This is a genomic window from Actinocorallia aurea (assembly GCF_054783995.1).
In genome coordinates, this window is record NZ_BAAGPQ010000016.1 from 57434 (window position 1) to 73152 (window position 15719).

The 15719-nt window shown below is 69.7% G+C and carries 19 protein-coding genes, 1 tRNA gene and 1 pseudogene; 8 read left to right on the plus strand and 13 right to left on the minus strand.

The features are described 5' to 3' along the window. Positions 1-107 precede the first annotated feature (107 nt). The gene (locus tag ACYVOM_RS22175; protein WP_460305372.1) at positions 108-1214 is read left to right on the plus strand and encodes a carboxypeptidase-like regulatory domain-containing protein; all 1107 of its coding nucleotides are present in this window, start codon (positions 108-110) and stop codon (positions 1212-1214) included. Between the two features lie 154 nt (positions 1215-1368). Here the strand turns inward: ACYVOM_RS22175 and ACYVOM_RS22180 are convergent, their stop codons facing one another. Next, entirely contained in the window at positions 1369-1911 is a 543-nt protein-coding gene (locus ACYVOM_RS22180) for a hypothetical protein (RefSeq protein ID WP_460305373.1), read from the minus strand. A gap of 123 nt (positions 1912-2034) precedes the next feature. Next, the gene (locus ACYVOM_RS22185; RefSeq protein ID WP_460305374.1) at positions 2035-2412 is read right to left on the minus strand and encodes an ATP-binding protein; all 378 of its coding nucleotides are present in this window, start codon (positions 2410-2412) and stop codon (positions 2035-2037) included. 208 nt (positions 2413-2620) lie between these two features. Between ACYVOM_RS22185 and ACYVOM_RS22190 the strand changes: the two genes are divergently transcribed. Further along, positions 2621-3460: a helix-turn-helix domain-containing protein gene (locus ACYVOM_RS22190; RefSeq protein ID WP_460305375.1), complete on the plus strand. Its 840-nt coding sequence runs from the start codon at positions 2621-2623 to the stop codon at positions 3458-3460. A gap of 11 nt (positions 3461-3471) precedes the next feature. Further along, entirely contained in the window at positions 3472-3657 is a 186-nt protein-coding gene (locus ACYVOM_RS22195; RefSeq protein ID WP_460305376.1) for a DUF397 domain-containing protein, read from the plus strand. Positions 3658-3720: 63 nt separating this feature from the next. Here the strand turns inward: ACYVOM_RS22195 and ACYVOM_RS22200 are convergent, their stop codons facing one another. From ACYVOM_RS22200 to ACYVOM_RS22220, 5 genes are all read right to left on the minus strand, one after another. Continuing rightward, complete coding sequence (locus ACYVOM_RS22200; RefSeq protein ID WP_460305377.1) at positions 3721-4788, minus strand: hypothetical protein; 1068 nt, start codon at positions 4786-4788, stop codon at positions 3721-3723. Positions 4789-4920: 132 nt separating this feature from the next. Beyond that, a tRNA-Ser gene (locus tag ACYVOM_RS22205) sits at positions 4921-5010 on the minus strand. A gap of 10 nt (positions 5011-5020) precedes the next feature. Further along, the gene (locus ACYVOM_RS22210) at positions 5021-5452 is read right to left on the minus strand and encodes a nucleoside deaminase (RefSeq protein ID WP_460305424.1); all 432 of its coding nucleotides are present in this window, start codon (positions 5450-5452) and stop codon (positions 5021-5023) included. A gap of 25 nt (positions 5453-5477) precedes the next feature. Next, positions 5478-5936 (minus strand): tRNA adenosine deaminase-associated protein, encoded by a 459-nt coding sequence (locus ACYVOM_RS22215; protein ID WP_460305378.1) that lies wholly within the window; start codon positions 5934-5936, stop codon positions 5478-5480. 20 nt (positions 5937-5956) lie between these two features. After that, positions 5957-6445: a tRNA adenosine deaminase-associated protein gene (locus tag ACYVOM_RS22220; RefSeq protein ID WP_460305379.1), complete on the minus strand. Its 489-nt coding sequence runs from the start codon at positions 6443-6445 to the stop codon at positions 5957-5959. A gap of 316 nt (positions 6446-6761) precedes the next feature. Here ACYVOM_RS22220 and upp point away from each other — a divergent pair, with 316 nt between their 5' ends. The 5 genes and pseudogenes from upp to ACYVOM_RS22245 all read left to right on the plus strand — a co-directional run bounded on the left by upp (position 6762) and on the right by ACYVOM_RS22245 (position 10344). Beyond that, positions 6762-7397 (plus strand): uracil phosphoribosyltransferase, encoded by a 636-nt coding sequence (gene upp / locus ACYVOM_RS22225; RefSeq protein ID WP_460305380.1) that lies wholly within the window; start codon positions 6762-6764, stop codon positions 7395-7397. A 157-nt stretch (positions 7398-7554) separates the two neighbouring features. Continuing rightward, entirely contained in the window at positions 7555-7782 is a 228-nt protein-coding gene (locus tag ACYVOM_RS22230) for a three-helix bundle dimerization domain-containing protein (protein WP_123669672.1), read from the plus strand. Positions 7783-7871: 89 nt separating this feature from the next. Further along, a complete protein-coding gene (locus ACYVOM_RS22235) occupies positions 7872-8030 on the plus strand; it encodes a hypothetical protein (protein ID WP_460305381.1) in 159 nt (52 codons plus the stop codon). Next, positions 8030-8539 (plus strand): annotated as a pseudogene (locus ACYVOM_RS22240) (PH domain-containing protein); the annotation flags it as partial. The gene ACYVOM_RS22235 and the pseudogene ACYVOM_RS22240, both read left to right, overlap by 1 nt. Before the next feature lie 512 nt (positions 8540-9051). After that, positions 9052-10344, plus strand: coding sequence for a helix-turn-helix domain-containing protein (locus ACYVOM_RS22245; protein WP_460305382.1), 1293 nt, complete (start codon positions 9052-9054; stop codon positions 10342-10344). A gap of 3 nt (positions 10345-10347) precedes the next feature. On the opposite strand, the gene ACYVOM_RS22250 is transcribed toward ACYVOM_RS22245, so the two are convergent. From ACYVOM_RS22250 to dnaB, 6 genes are all read right to left on the minus strand, one after another. Next, on the minus strand, positions 10348-10986 hold the full coding sequence (locus ACYVOM_RS22250; RefSeq protein WP_460305383.1) for a B3/B4 domain-containing protein: 639 nt from the start codon (positions 10984-10986) through the stop codon (positions 10348-10350). 4 nt (positions 10987-10990) lie between these two features. Further along, entirely contained in the window at positions 10991-11425 is a 435-nt protein-coding gene (locus ACYVOM_RS22255) for an ATP-binding protein (RefSeq protein ID WP_460305384.1), read from the minus strand. A 197-nt stretch (positions 11426-11622) separates the two neighbouring features. Then, a complete protein-coding gene (locus ACYVOM_RS22260; RefSeq protein ID WP_460305385.1) occupies positions 11623-12462 on the minus strand; it encodes an aldo/keto reductase in 840 nt (279 codons plus the stop codon). Between the two features lie 310 nt (positions 12463-12772). Then, positions 12773-12949: a hypothetical protein gene (locus ACYVOM_RS22265; protein ID WP_460305386.1), complete on the minus strand. Its 177-nt coding sequence runs from the start codon at positions 12947-12949 to the stop codon at positions 12773-12775. Beyond that, positions 12927-13307, minus strand: coding sequence for a hypothetical protein (locus ACYVOM_RS22270; protein ID WP_460305387.1), 381 nt, complete (start codon positions 13305-13307; stop codon positions 12927-12929). The genes ACYVOM_RS22265 and ACYVOM_RS22270 overlap by 23 nt, the downstream gene beginning before the upstream one ends. Before the next feature lie 91 nt (positions 13308-13398). Further along, positions 13399-15705: a replicative DNA helicase gene (gene dnaB / locus ACYVOM_RS22275; protein WP_460305388.1), complete on the minus strand. Its 2307-nt coding sequence runs from the start codon at positions 15703-15705 to the stop codon at positions 13399-13401. Between the last annotated feature and the right edge of the window lie 14 nt (positions 15706-15719).

Here is a 15719-nt window from a genome sequence, read left to right on the forward strand (position 1 = left end):
GAGGGCGCGTCCCGAGGGACGATCTGTATACTCGCCGGATCTTTGATCACTTGCATATGGATGCCCCCCCTGTGTCGCGTCTTGTGGTTTCTTGCTGCTCGCTGCTGGTGTCCGTCGCGCTTCTCTCGGGTGTGCCCGCCTCGGCCGAGTCGGGCGGGCGGGCGCCTGCGGGCGTCCTGAGCCTTGAGGTGTCCCCCACCCGCCTGGCCGCGCATAGCGAGCCGCTCTGGCCGGATCCCGAGTTGACGCTGTCCGGCTCCTTGGAGAGCCCGGACGGCGTCCCGATGCCCGGTGAGAAGGTCGTGCTCGCCGTCAGCGGCGCGACCGGCTCCGTGCGGCGCGACACGGTGACGACCGACACGAAGGGCGCCTTCCAGATCAGCTGGACCGAAGTCTTCCGGAGCTATCTCACCGCGTCGGCGACCTGGCAGGCGGCGGACGGGACGGAGCTGGTCGCGAAGAAGAGGATCCCGGTCGACTTCCTCGACCTCAAGATGCTCTACGACCAATACGGCGGTCTCCGCGTGTCCATGGGGTACTTCCTCGAACAGGGCCCGGATATCAACGAGTTCCTGCTCCAGCGCTCCTTCGACGGGGTGCGCTGGACGGACTACAAGACCAACCGGGACAAGGACGGGATGTCGATGACATGGGAGCTGCCCGCTCCCCGCTCGGCCTACTGGCGGCTGGTCTCGATCGACGACGGCCAGACGTCCCCCGTCGCCAGCAAGGTCTTCGACCTGCGCAGGTGGAGCACGTACTTCGCTCAGCCCAAGATCAGCCTGCGCAGGGCCGCCTATGGGAAGACCGTGAAGGTCTCCGGCAAGATGGGCGCCTGGTCGAGCCTGACGAAGAAGGGCCCGGCCGCCGGACGGAGCGTCTGGCTGCTCATGGACTGCGCAGGCCCCCGCAAGATCTACCGCGTGGCCAAGACGCGCACCGACAAGGCCGGCCGCTACTCCTTCAAGACGAAGGCCTTCTGCACGGGCGACTACTACGTCTCCTACGGCACGGCCGAGGGCTCGGTACAGGCATCGCCCGCTTACCGTTCGGGCGAGTTCGCGTCGTACTCCCTGCCCGTTCGGCTCGCGGCGACGGCGGTCCCGGCGAACGCCAAGCCGTTGGGCAAGCTCATGAAGCTCTGGACGAAGATGCCGTCCCGCAGCGTCATCCGCTCCTACGGCCGTTTCCCCGACACCTACGGTGCTCGCTGACGGCGTCAAAGGCGGGGTGGGCGGTTCCCGTAGGAGGCGGGGCCGCCTCGGCGGTCGATGTAGGCGTTGAGTTGGGCGCTCTCGGCTTCGGTGAGCGGGGCCGTGACTCGCCGCCGACGTACCAGCGGATGGGCATGGGGCTCCTTTCGCGAGGTCAGGCGGCGCGCCAGAAGCGGACGCGGTCGCCCAGGCGGGTGAGGAGGCCGGGTCGCGGCGGCGCGACCGGGACGGGGCGTGGGCCCGGCGCGGGGCGCGGATCGGCCGGGGCCTGCGGTGGGGACGCGCGGAACTGCTGCCGCGGCGCGGGCGGGGCCGGGCGGCGGCTGCGCAGGAGGCCCCAGAGTGCGTGGCCGAGGTGTTCGAGGGTGTCGGCGGTGACCCAGTCGTCGCGTCCGTTGACATGGACTAGCGCACGCCAGACCTGGGTGGAATTGCCCCAGAAGATGGTCGCCACTTCGGGGAAGGCGGCCAGGAGGGTGGGGATGTCGGGGGGTTGCGGGGTGGTCCGGCCTGGACGGAGCAGGTGGGCGGGGATCCGGTCGGTGGCGGTCCAGGAGCCGGAGCCGGTGACGGTCATGTGGGGGCGGGCGGTCGCCACGGGCCGGTCTCCCTCGTGGGGGACGGGGTGTGCCGCGATCCCGTCCGGGATGGTGATGCCGCACGTGGGCACGGGCCTGGTCTCGCTACGATCGTGCATAAGTCAGGACTGTCTTCCTGGCCGAGGCCCCGGGGCTCCCGCTGTTGCCGCAGCGGGCCGGGGCCGTTCTCGTTGGTGAGGGCGCGGCGGGCGGGGGTCGTGGGAAGGCCCGCCCACCGCGCGCTAGGCGGACGCCTTGGCGTCGATCTCGAACCAGACCGTGGTGCCGCGCCCGTCGAAGCCGGGGGCGTGGCCCCAGGAGCGGGCGAGCGCGTCGAGGAGGAAGAGGCCGCGGCCGTCTTCGTCGTCGTCCGAGGCGGTGCGGCACTCCGGGACGCCGCCACCCTCGTCGGTGACCTCCACGCGCAGGCCGCTCGGGCTCCGCAGCAGCGCGACCCGGACGATCCCGGTGGCGCCCCCGTGCTTGAGCGCGTTCGTCGCGAGCTCCGAGGTGAGGAGCCGCAACGTGTCGATCTCCTCAGGCTCGGCGAGCCGACCGGCGAGGTGCGCCGCCCAGTCCCGCGCCCGCGCCGGCATCCGCAGATCAGGCTTGAGCCGCATGTAGCCGATGAGACTGGCTCGCGGGCGTCTGGCCTGTGTCTTTCGCGATTCCTCGTTCATGGCGGTCCACCGTTGCGTAGCTTGCAGTAGTCGGATGTAACGAGATAGTGCACGTTGTTATCCCTGTGGTCTAGGGATATCAACAAACTGCTTGCCTCAATCCGACCGACTGAAGCTGCAAATCTGGACGAACCGTGAGGATTGCGCCATGACGACGCCGACCTACATCCCGTCCGTGCGGGCCCGACGGCTCGCGCGGATCCTCAAGGACGCCCGAGAAACGGCCAATCTCAGCCAGACGGCCGTAGCTGGACGTTTCGGCTGGTCACAGCAAAAACTGTCGTACATCGAGTCGGCGCGGAACAAAGTGAGCGAAGGCGACGTCGGCAATCTTCTCGACGTCTACGGCGTCGAAAGCCCCGACCGCGACGCGATCCTGACCCTCGCCCGCGAAGCCGACCAGCGGAACTGGTGGACCGACTTCACCGGCGTACTGACGGGGCCCTACGTCGCGCTGGAGGATGAGGCGTCCGAAATCGGCGTTTGGATGCCCTCTCTCATTCCCGGGCTACTCCAGACCCCGGAGTACGCGAGGGCGATCATGAGCACCGCCGGACTCACGGAATTGGAGCTTGAGCAGCGGCTGCGCGCCCGCATGGCACGCCAGACGATCCTGTCCCGCCCCAACCCGCCGCGCTTCCACGCCATCATCGACGAGTCGGTGCTGGAACGTCCGATCGGCGGCCACGCGGTCATGCGCGCCCAACTGCTCCGCGTCGCGAGCGAGGCCGAACGGCCGATGGTCACGGTCCAGGTGCTCCCCAGATCGACCGGCGCCCACCTGGGACTCGACGGCCCGTGCACACTCTTCCATTTCGCCTCCGAACTGGACCCGGACGTCGCATACGTCGAAGGTTTCATGGGGACCGTGTACGTTGAGCAACCACGAAAGGTCACCGCCTGTAGTGTGGCGCTTGAGCAGCTGAGCAAGATCGCTCTGTCACCGAACGAATCGGCGGAACTGATCAGGACCGCCGCCCACCCTTAGAGGTCCAGGCCATGAACCCTTTGAACTGGCGCAAGAGCAGCTACAGCACCGCCACAGGCAACGACTGCGTGGAACTCGCGGAGATGCGTGGCCGCGTCGGGATTCGCGACAGCAAGAACCCCGATGGCGCAGCCCTTGATGTGACCCGTCGCCAGTTCGGACGCCTCGCCTCCCGAATCCGGGCGAACCAGATCTGAACGAGCGCTTCGGCCCCCGGCAACACGACTGCCGGGGGCCTTTCCGTGTGTTCCCCCGTGCGGTCAGGAGGTCGGCGCGCGGTAGGGGGAGCCGGTCACGCTCAGCCGGATGCGCCTCGTCTCGGAGGCGAAGCGGCCCTTGCGGCCCGGGTAGACGGCGATGACCTCTCCTGTGCAGATCGCCTTCTCGGTCTTGGAGAAGCGGCCGTGGGCGTCGGTGCGGGCGAAACTGTAGTCGGAGTACCACTCCTTCCCTTCGCCCGTCTTGTCGCAGGTGAAGTAGAAGCGCAAGTTCTGGTGGCGGACGCCGCGCTTGGTGTTCCGGCCCGTGTACTCCCAGAGGCGTCCGCTGAGCGTGATCTTCTGCTTGTACCGCACCTTCGTCGGCGTGATCTTCCATCCTGTGAAGTAGGTGGCCCACCTCCACGTCTTCACGACCTCGCCGGCCGTCCTCTTGAAGACGCCGTCGCCAGGGTAGAGCCAGCGCCAGTAGCCCGAACGGCCGTGATCGAAGCGCTTGAGCCACAGCCCGCTGGACGTGGCGGGCTTCAGGTCGGTGGTCTTCACCGTCTTCCAGGTGCCCGCCTTCCCGCTCCGAGAGAACTGCAGGCGGAACTGGGCGCGCATCTTCTTGCCGCCGGCCTGGCTCGTCTTCGCCGATCCGCGGGCGACGATCCGCCCCCACTCGTCCATCCGGACCGTGGTACCGGTGATCTCCAGCCGCGGGCCCGGGGGCGGGGCGTCCAGGGGGACTTCGGCCGTCGCGGAGATCTTCTCGGCATGCACGGTCGCGGTGGCCCGGAACGTCACCGGGTCCGGGCCCTCGTAGGGCAGGGTGAACGTCACCGAGTACAGGCCGTCGCTCCTGGTGGAGAACGAGCGGCTGATCTTCTCTTTCACGCTCGGGTGGGACATGGTCACCGTGACCTGTACGCCCGGCCACGGAAAGAAGTAACCGTCGGTGCTCGCCTCGACGAGCCCGGAGACCGTGACCTCCTCGCCCTTGGCGGGCTTCACGGGAGACACCGCGATGCTCAGCCGCGCGGCGTCCTCGGCCGCGGCGGCGGGGACTTGAACCAGTGCCAGGAGGACCGCGGCGGCGGCTCCGAACACCGAAAACTTGCGCAACACAGGCAGCACTCTTCTCACCGGGGGGCAAACGGGATCCTAGCCATAAAGATCACGGATCACACGGGAGAAGGGTCCAGAAAACGGCGAAAGGGCCCCGAGTCGTGCATCACTGCACGTCAGAGCCCTTTCGGGTGGCGGTGGTGGAGGGATTTGAACCCTCGGATGAGTTGCCCCATCACGCGCTTTCGAGGCGCGCGCCCTCGGCCACTAGGCGACACCACCGCGGGAGAGCTTACCCGAGTCTGCGGCCAGAGAAGAACTGGGTAAGGAGGTATCCCGCCTCTTCGGCCAGGATTCCGGTGATCACCTCGGGGTTGTGGTTCAAACGGCGGTCCCTGACGACGTCCCAGAGGGACCCGACGGCTCCCGCCTTCAGATCCACCGCGCCGTAGACGATCCGGCCCACACGGGACAGCACCGCCGCGCCCGCGCACATCGTGCAAGGCTCCAGGGTCACCACGAGAGAGCATCCAGTCAGCCGCCATGCGCCGACGGCCTCAGCGGCACGGCGCAGGGCGAGGATCTCGGCGTGCCCCGTCGGATCCCCGGTGAGCTCCCGCTCGTTGTGCGCCCGGGACAGGATCTCGCCCTCGGGGCCGACGACCACCGCGCCGATAGGCACGTCCGGGCCCGCCGCGCGGGCCTCGTCGAGGGCCTCGCGCATCCAGCCTTCGAAGACGGCCAGGAGATCAACCACGCAAGGAGTCGAGTTCGTCGGCGAAGCCGGCCTTCTCGGCGATCTCCTCGATCGCGTCCGTCGGAACCGCGCGGTCGGCGAGGCCCAGCAGCCGGTCCTCGCCCGTGCCCAGGTCGGCGAGCACCGTCGGATCGCCCACGGGATCGCCGTCAGCCTTCGCCTCCAGGCCGTCCGTCGCCAACTCCAGCAGCAGCTCGCCCAACCCGCCGACCTTGGCCGCCGACGCGTCCGAGACGAAGACCCGCGGATCCTCTTCCCCGTCGAGGCGCACGACACCGAACCAGGCGTCGTTGTCCTCCACCAGAAGCACCACGAGCTCCCCGGACGCCTCAAGGGACGCCTCGCGGAGCAGGTCTGTCACGTCCTCGGGCTGCTCGCTCATCCCGACGTCGGCCTCGGTGGCGATCCAGCCGGATTCCGTCTGGGCGAAGACTGCGGCGAAATAGGGCACAGACCTATTGTGACCTGCCGTCACACCAGGCTGTCGAGGGCCCGCTCCAGAGGAATCGCAAAGCCGAGCTTCTCGCCGATGGACAGGAGCATCTCGTCCGGATAGGCGTCGAGGTCGCCGGAGATCGCGCCGAGTTCCATCTCGTCGAGGCCGAGGTCCGCGAAGATCGACATGTCGCCGACGGGCAGGACCTGGTCGAGGTCGTCGTCCTCGTCCGGGAGGTCGATGTCGAGGTACTCCAGCACCTGGCGGGCCAGCGGCCAGTCCAGCGACGCCGTCACATCCGACAGGAACACCAGAACCTCGGCGCCCAGGATGCGGATCGCGACGAAGAAGTCATCACCGACCGCCACAAGGCCGATCGTGCCTCCGATGCCCGGCATCTGCCGAAGCGCATGGATCAGTCCGTCGAGGTCCTCGGAGAGCGCCACCGGGAGGAGTTCGGTCTCCCACTTGGACTCCTCGCGGAAGACCACAACGGCGAAATCGGTCGTGTCGGTGTCCGTCATCCCTCACCCGCCGCAGAGTGCTGTGCCACCCGAATGCTCCCAGACACGAGGCCGCGGTGCGGCGTGAGCGAGTTATTTACTGCGAGAACACTACTCGGCCCGATACGTCCTCCTGCGAAGGGTCGCATGTATCTGAGCGCGCTTGGACCGGCGGGGGGTGACCCGGCGGCGCAACTCTCGGGCCTCGGCCAGATCGCGCAGGAACGCCGCCCTCCGGCGCAGCCTCTCCCGAATCTCCTCAGGGCTCCAGTCAGTGCCTTCCATGCGGTTTTCCTTCCCAGGGAAGGAAGGGTCATCCCTGTTAGCGTGGCCACTCATGGAGATCCTTGCCGTGCACCATCCGCTGGTGGCGCACAAGCTGACCGCGCTGCGCGACGTGAACACCGACTCCCCGACGTTCCGGCGGCTGGCCGACGAACTCGTCACCCTTCTCGCCTACGAGGCGACCCGGGACGTGCGGGTGTCGCCGATCACCGTCGACACCCCCTTGCAGCCCGCCCAGGGGGTCCGCCTTTCGCGGCCCGTTCCGCTCGTCGTGCCGATCCTGCGCGCGGGCCTCGGCATGCTGGACGGAATGACCCGGTTGATCCCGACAGCCGAGGTGGGCTTCCTCGGCATGGTCCGCGACGAGGACTCGTTGAAGGCCCAGACCTATGCGACCCGGCTGCCCGACGACCTCTCCGGACGCCAGTGCTATGTGCTCGACCCCATGCTCGCCACCGGCGGCACCCTTGTGGCGGCGATCCAACTGCTCTTCGACCGCGGAGCCCGGGACGTCACGGCCATCACCCTGCTCGCCGCGCCCGAGGGCATCGCCGCGGTGGAGCGGGCGTTCCCATCGGAGACGCCCATCCGGATCGTGACCGCGGCGGTCGACGAGCGGCTGAACGAGAACGGGTACATCATCCCCGGCTTGGGCGACGCGGGAGACCGCCTGTACGGGGTCGTCTGACGATCGGCCTTCGAGCCGGTTCGGGTGCCCTGGCGGAAAGGTTCGGCGGCCGTCACCCCGGGGTAACTATGAGTCACGGAGAGTAGTTCTCTCCTCTCGCCGTCCCGGCCCGCCGAGGGTATCCGCCGGGTCGGCGGGCGAGGCAAGGGACCCGTCGATGGCTCTCGAACAGCAGGCATACGAAGAGGTCACCGAAAGGCTGCGCAAGGAGTTCGCGGCCGTCCATCCCGCGCGGACCGTCACCAGATGCGTCACGGTGGCACTGCACGGGGCACGCGACGTCATCGGGTCGGACGAGCCGGAACTCGTCGAGAAGATAGCGCGCCGCCACCTGCGCGTCCTGGCGATCGTCGCGGCCGAGAGGAGCCCGCGGATCGGCACCTGAAAACCGTCGAATCGCCTGTGGGCTAAGGGCTTGCGAGGGGTATGACCGCTACTGTGGTGTGGCCGGTCAGCTCCTCGGGAGGCGGGTTCGTGATCAGTGGGAAGCACCTGCTGTGGGTCGGCGGCGCGTTCGCCGTGATCTACGCACTCCAGTCGCCGGCCGGCGCGGCCACGCTCATCAACGGTGCGGCCTCCGGCATCGCCGGTGTCGCCGGCTCGATCGCTACCTTCCTGAACGGACTCGGCTGATGCGGCTCGTGACCCCGGGCGACTCCGCGCCCACCTCCATCACCCGGTACCTGCTGCCTCAGGAGCAGCAGGTCATCGTCGTGCGCAAACATCCCGCGATGCTGATGACGCCCGTGCTGTTCGTGCTCGGCGGGCTCATCGTCGCGGGACTGCTGTCCAACACCGTGAGCGGCGGCGACGACTCCGGCCTCGTCGTCAGCGGGATCTGGTGGCTCTGGCTCATCCTGCTCGCCTGGTTCGTGTGGAAAGTCGCTGAATGGTCGGTCGCCTACTTCGTCATCACCAACCAGCGCATGCTGCTGTCGGGCGGACTCATCACCCGTGACGTCGCCATGATGCCGCTGTCGAAGGTGACGGACATGAAGTACGAGCGCTCCCCCGCCGGAAGGCTCCTCGGCTACGGGATGTTCATCGCCGAGTCCGCCGGCCAGGACCAGGCGCTGCGCAAAGTCAACTTCCTGCCTTACCCCGACCACCTTTACACCGAGGTCTGCCAGATGATCTTCCCGGGGGGCAAGCCCACCCCGTTGGAAGACCGGCTTCGCGACATGATCGACGCCATCCCGAAGATGCGCACCGAACTCGCCGCCGCCGTCACCACCGGCACCGACAGCGACCTCGACGAGCGGCGCCTCAAGCTCGAAGGCGTCCAGGCGCAACTCGACCAGCTCGTCGCCGAGAGCGGCGAATGGCACCGGCAGGCCGCCGAGATCCACCGACAGCTCGCCGAACGGATGCCTCCGGGCGAAACACCGGAACTGTGACCCGCTGAGGCAGTGGCCCGTACCCGGACGGTACGGGCCACTGCCATATCCACGGGTTTGACCGCCTCCGCGACAGCGATCCTGACCCGCTATGTCACAGGTGAGATACGGCCCGGCTCAGGGAGCACTCCTGCGGTTACGCTGGCGAATGCACGGAGCCGGTTTTATTCGCGTCTCAGCGTGAAGGCCCCGTGCGTACGATTACCGACACCCCCGCCGCGTCGAATCGCGTCGCTTCCCCCGTTGAGAGAGTCGTCATGCCGGGTCCTGGCAGTGTTGGAGAACGCGTCCGTGATCTGCGGCTGACCCGCCGCATGTCGCAGGCACAACTGGCCGGGCACGACCTTTCCGACAGCTATATCTCACTCATAGAGTCAGGCAAGCGCACGCCGACCCCCGCCGTGCTCAAGCTCCTGTCGGAACGGCTCGGCTGCACTCCCGAGTACCTGTCGGAAGGCATCGAGCCCGAGCAGCGCGCGCACATCGAGGTGCTCGCGCGGCACTGCGAGCTCGCCCTGCACGCCGGGCGCCCCGAAGACGCCCTGGCCGGCTTCGACGAGGTCATCGGCGCCGACGACAACCCGGAACTCACGCTGCGCGCCCGCTGGGGCCGCGCCCGCGCGCTGGAGCGGCTCGGCCGCGCCACCGAGGCCATCGCCGGGTTCGAGGAGCTGCGCGAACTCGCCGAACGCGACGCCGGACGCACGAGCTGGCTCCCGTCCGTCATCGCGCTGACCCGGTGCTACCACGCCGTCGGGGACCTCGGCCAGGCCGTCTCGCTCGGCGAGCGCGCGCTGGCCCGGCTCACCGGCCTCGGCCTCACCACCGGACCCGACCTCGCCGAGGTCGCGCGGGTGCTGCTGCTCGCGCACCTCGACCGCGCCGACGGCGCGCGGGCGCGCGAGCTCACCACGCTGCTGCCCGACGACTCCGACGTCGCCGACGCGTACTACCAGGCGAGCCGGCGCGCGCTCGCCGAAAGCGCCCTCGGCGACGCCATCTACCTGGCCGAGCAGGCCCTCTCCGCGGCGGCCACCCGCGGACGCGACTCCTCGCGCGCCCGCCTGCGCGTCGCGGGCGCCCGCGCCCTCGTCCGCGGCGACGGCCAGGACAACCTGCGCGCCCTCGAACTGCTGACGGCCGCCGCCCCCGACCTCGACGGCGACGAGGCCACCGCGTGCGTCATCGAGTCCGCGCGGGCCCTCGTCCAGCTCGACAGGCTCGACGAGGCCGTCACGACCCTGCGCCGCACCCTCGGCGCCCTTCCTCGGCAGCTCGATCCGATCGCCGTCCAGGCCCAGCTCGTCCTGGCGTCCGCGCAGCTCGCGCAGAACGACCGCGAAGAGGCGCTGGCGGTCCTGCGGACCACCGCCGCACAGCTGGAGCGGCTCCCTGCCTCTCGGCACACCGCTTCGCTGTCCCGCGAACTGGGCGACCTCTTCGACGCCGCGGGCGACGGACCCTCCGCGACGAACGCCTACCGGCGGGCCCTGGAATCGGTCGGGCTCCGGCCGACCCAGCGGGCCACCCAGGCGTTCGCCGAGCACTGAGCGCTAGGCGATCAGCCGGCCCTCGATCTCCACGTCCGGCGAGATGGCGCGCAGCCGCGTCGCCAGCGCCTCGCCCGCCGCGTGCAGGCGCTCCAGCGGGTACGGCGCCAGGCGCTCCAGCAGGAACAGCGCGTCGCGCGTGTCCTCGGTGATGCGGGTGCGCGCGCACTGCCGCCAGTTCCAGCGCCGACAGGTGACGCCGATGTCGTCGCGCCACACGACCTCGCCGGCGACCGGCGGCTCGTCCTCGCCGAACGTCTCGGTGCCGTCCGCGACGGTGAGGACGGCGGCGCCCGCGTAGTGGTCGAGGTCCTCACCGCCGATCGGCAGCGCGTACTCGACGCTGACGGCGTTGTAGGCGTCCACGACCCGGCTGATCGAAGGCAGCGCGTCGGCGCGGCGCAGCAGCGCGTCCACCGACGGACGGGTGCGGCTCGGCTTCGCGCCGAACGCCCTGTAGGCATCTCGCCAGGCGAGCACGTGCGCGTCGTCCGGGTCGGCTTCCCGGGCGGCGGCGGTGAGCCAGGCCTCGGACTCCGCGTCGCCCGGACCGTTCACCAGGCCGCGGGCGGTCATGGCCAGCACCGCGAAGTCCGGCCGCAGCGCGCGGACCGCCTCGCCGACGACGATCTTCTCCAGCATGTGATCAGTATGCAGGGCTCAGCACACCCGCCTCCGGCTGGCGACGGTGCGCCGCGTCCTCGGGCGCGTCGCCCACGTCGAACCACACGCGGGTGCCGCGCGGATCGCGGGTGATGCCCCAGCGGGACGCGCACGCGTCGAGGAGTTCGCTGCCCCGCCCCTCGGTGGCCTGCGCGCCGACCCGGCAGAAGCATGGGACGGTCTGCGCGCCCGCGTCGGAGACGACGACCCGCGCCCACGTGTCGGTGCGGCTGACGGTGACCGTGACGAACCCGCCGGGCTCGCCGCTGCCGGTATGCTCCACCGCGTTCGTCACCGTCTCGCTGACCAGGAGGATCGCGTCCTCCCTGCCCGCGTGCTCCAGACCCAGCGCCCGGCCGACGAAACTGCGGGCCCGACGCACCTGGTCGGCCCTGCCTGGGAAACGCACGCTGCTCACTTGTGCGGCCATACTTGCCCCCACTTCGAACTACGGCGAGTAATCACCCGATGTCCGATCGTCTCGCCGATGACCGCCGCGCGCAACCGATTCCGTTGTTTCCCCAGGGTGTGCGCGAGTCGTTCGGTCGAATGAGGCAGCTCCGTCACTGGAGTTCGGTGACTGTGCGTGTTCGATTTTGAGAGTCTCGGGCGGAGTCAGACGACGGCGTCGAGGGTGCCGAGCTGCTCTGGCGTGAGTTCGAGATCGGCGGCGGCGAGATTGTCGGCGAGATGCTCGGCCGAGGAGGTGCCCGGGGTCGCGATGAGCACCGGCGAGCGGTGCAGCAGCCAGGCGAGGGCGACCTGGGCCGGGGTCGCGCCGTGGGCGCGCGCGATGTCGGTGACGATCCTGTTCCCCGCCGCCTTCGCGGCCGCGTCGCCCGTGCAGGGCAGGAAGGCGATACGGCGCTCCTCGCACAGTTCCAGCAGCGTGGTGGCGGTGCGGTCGAACAGGTGGAAGCGCTGGCGCACCGACACGATCTCGGTGATCTCGAGCGCGGCGCGCAGCTGCGCGGCGGAGACGCCGTCCAACCCGATGTGCCGGATCTTCCCCTGCTCGCGCAGTTCGACGAGCGCGCCGAGCTGCTCGGTCAGCGGGACCTGCGGGTCGATCCGGCTCAGCGTGAACAGGTCGATCGTGTCGAGCTTCAGCCGCGCGAGGCTGCCCTCGCAGGCGGCGCGCAGCGCCTGCGGCCTTCCGTCGATGTGCCACTCCGTCGCCGACGTGCGGGTGACGCCGCCCTTCGTCGCCACGATCAGGCCGAGCGGGTACGGGTGCAGTGCCTCGGCCACGATCTCCTCGGCGAGCCCTGGGCCGAAGTCGCCCGCGGTGTCGATGAGATCGACGCCGGAATCGACGGCGCGGCGCAGCAGCGCCATCGCGTCCGCACGCTCGCCGCGGGGGCCGAAGTGGCCGTCGCCGACGAACCGGGCGGTGCCGAAACCGAGCCGGTGCACCGGAAGATCACTGCCGATGAAGAACATCCCGAACGACATGACGGCGACTTTACCCCGGTCCCCGACATCCCGCGTCGCATCAGTAAGCCGGGAGTCATCCCAGCTCAGCGCATCAAGCACTGCGATAACTGACAATTCACAGCATTCGCGAAGCGGTTTTTCCTTCCTTGCCCCCATATGAGCAGCACGGCGCGCACAGCGACACTGTTCGCGCGGCCGGTTCCGCCGGCAGGTGTCGGGGAGACACCGTTCCGGTGTCGTGTGGTGCGGTCACACGACACCGGAACCGCCGCACTCGAACCGGACCGCGGAGATCTCACCCTCCGCGTCGGTCGGCCCGAACGCCCGTTCACGCTTCGGCGGCTTCCGCGCGCCGAGGCAGGCCGAGCGCACGGGAGAGGGCCGCGACGACCGCCTCTGCCTGATCGGGCAGCTCACGGGCGGCCCGGTCCTCGACCAGGACGAGGAAATCGGCAAGATCCCGTTCGGCTCTTGGCGACGGGTCATGCCCGAAGCCGACCGGCACGCCCTCGTCGAGTGCTCGCCGCCAGTCCTCGCGCTCGCCCAGCCACGCACAGCACCCCGGCAGGATGACGACGCCGTTCTCGGTGTCGACGACCCGGGATCCCGCCGTAGGCCACGAGGTCGTCCGAGGTGAGCAGCCCGTGCAGAAACGCCCCGACCGGCTCCTGCGGCCGCGGCGGATCCCCCGGGGCGGGCGCCACGTTGTTCGTGTCCGCGATCTGCATGACCACCATGCCGACCTCGGGCGCGCCGAGGCCCCGGTCGAGCACGAAGAAGCCGAGCTCGTCGACCTCCGCCACCGGCCACAGGCCGAAGCCACGAAACCGGGCGACCTCCAGAGCTGCTCGCATCTCGAGCACGCGCCCAGCCTCTCCCGTAGCCGCCTTCGGGGCGACCCGCTTTCCCGCCGGGCACCCGAGTCGGCCCGCGGATCCGGCCCGAGGGCTCGGATCAGCCCGTCGCCATGTCGACGAAGCGGCTGTAGTGGCCCTGGAACGCCACGGTCACCGTCGCCGTAGGGCCGTTGCGGTGCTTGGCCACGATGAGGTCGGCCTCACCCGCCCGTGGCGACTCCTTCTCGTAGGCGTCCTCGCGATGCAGCAGGATCACCATGTCCGCGTCCTGCTCGATGGATCCCGATTCACGCAGGTCGGAGACCATGGGGCGTTTGTCGGTGCGCTGCTCGGGGCCTCGGTTGAGCTGGGAGAGAGCGATGACGGGGACCTGGAGCTCCTTGGCGAGGAGCTTCAGCGAGCGGGAGAACTCCGAGACCTCGACCTGGCGGCTTTCGACGCGTTTGCCCGACGACATCAGCTGGAGGTAGTCGATGACGACGAGGCGCAGATCGTGCTGCTGCTTGAGGCGGCGGCACTTCGCGCGGATCTCCATCATCGACATGTTGGGCGAGTCGTCGATGAACAGGGGCGCTTCGGCGACCTCGCTCATCCGGCGGGCGAGGCGCGTCCAGTCGTCGTCGTTCATGGTGCCGGAGCGCATCGCGTGCAGCGCCACGCGTGCCTCGGCCGACAGCAGGCGCATCGTGATCTCGTTGCGGCCCATCTCCAGGCTGAAGAAGGCCGAGGTCAGGCTGTGCTTGATGGACGCGGCGCGCACGAAGTCGAGCGCGAGCGTCGAGTTGTGCGTCGCGACCATGCGGCGCCCCGCCAGGTACAGCCGGTCGGCCGCGTCGACCTGCACGCATTTCACCGGCCGCGACGGCACGGGCCGCACCGCGACGATCCGGCGCGCCGTGGGCGCGGGCGGCGCGTCGCGCAAGGCCTCCTTGTGCGCTCGCTGCTTCACCGGGTCGCCGAAGACCTCGGCATCGCTCGCGAACCGGATGTCCAGCCGCCCCGCCTCGCCGGACTGACGGGTCTGGCAGCGGAGCCCGAGGCCGACGAGGAGTTCGACGACGCTTCCGGCGAATCCCTCGGGCAGCCCGCCGATCCCGATCGCGCCGTCGGCCTCCGGTGTCCCGGCGGCGTCGAGCAGGCCCGCGAGCAGTTCCCTGCGCTGCGCCCGCGACCCGCGCAGGTATCCGGCCGGCACCGCGCAGGCCGACGCGGGCTCGTCCACACTCTGTGGACGAGCAGCGGAAGCGAGCAGCGATCCATCGGCGAGGAGGTCGTCGAGGAAGGGGGATGGCGCCGCCTCCGCGAGGGCCCCTTCGACGCGCATGGCCGCCTCGTCGGCAAGGCCGACGCCTGTGGACGCCGAGGCGAGCAGGGCGCCGAGCGCGTAAGGCGGAATGGGAAGAGACGATTCCGGCAGGTCGAGGGGGGCGTGCAGGGCGACCGCGTGGTTCGGCGTGCCGTCGGAGGCCAGCACGGACGCGGCCATCTCGGCGGTGGTGCGCACCGCCTCGGCATCGGCGGCGTCGCGGATCGTCCACAGGTGCTCGGCGTCGGCGACGATCCGCGCGCCGTCGCAGAACTCGACCTCGAAGCAGGGGCGGCCCTCCATCACCTCACTCACCGCGGTGACGGCGACGGGGCGGCCGTCGGAGCCGAGCAGGAGATCGCCGGGGGCCGCGGCGCGCATGGTGGTCCAGCCCGCGGGGGTCGGGAGCGGGGTGTCGAGATCCAGCGCCTTGCCCATCGCGGGACGGGCGGCGATGACGATCATCTGACCGCCGTGCAGGCCGTTGGTGAGGGCGTCGAGATCGGTGAAGCCGGTGGGCACGCCGACCATCGAGCCATCGCGGCTGCCGATCGCCTCGATCTCATCGAGCGCGGCGGGCATGATGTCGCTGAGCTGGAGGTAGTCCTCGCCGGAGCGCTTGTCGGCGATCGCGTACACCTCGGCCTGTGCCTGGTCGAGCAGATCGTCGGCGTCCGCGCCGGCGGTGTAGCCGAGCTGGACGATGCGGGTGCCGGCCTCGACCAGGCGGCGCAGCACCGAGCGCTCCTGGACGATCTTGGCGTAGTACCCGGCGTTCGCGGCGGTGGGCACCGAGTTGATGAGCGTGAACAGGTACGGTGCGCCGCCGGTGCGGGTGTGCTCGCCGCGCTTGGTCAGCTCGGCCCCGACGGTGACGGCGTCGGCGGGCTCGCCGCGGCCGTACAGATCGAGGATGACGTCGTAGATGACCTGGTGCGCGGGACGGTAGAAGTCGCCCGAGCGCAGTTCCTCCACGACGTCGGAGATGGCGTCCTGCGACAGCATCATGCCGCCCAGCACGCACTGCTCGGCGTTGAGGTCGTGCGGTGGGACCCGCTCGAACTCCGACTCCTGCCTGGGGATCTCGGCGATGCTCACCCCGCACACCTCCG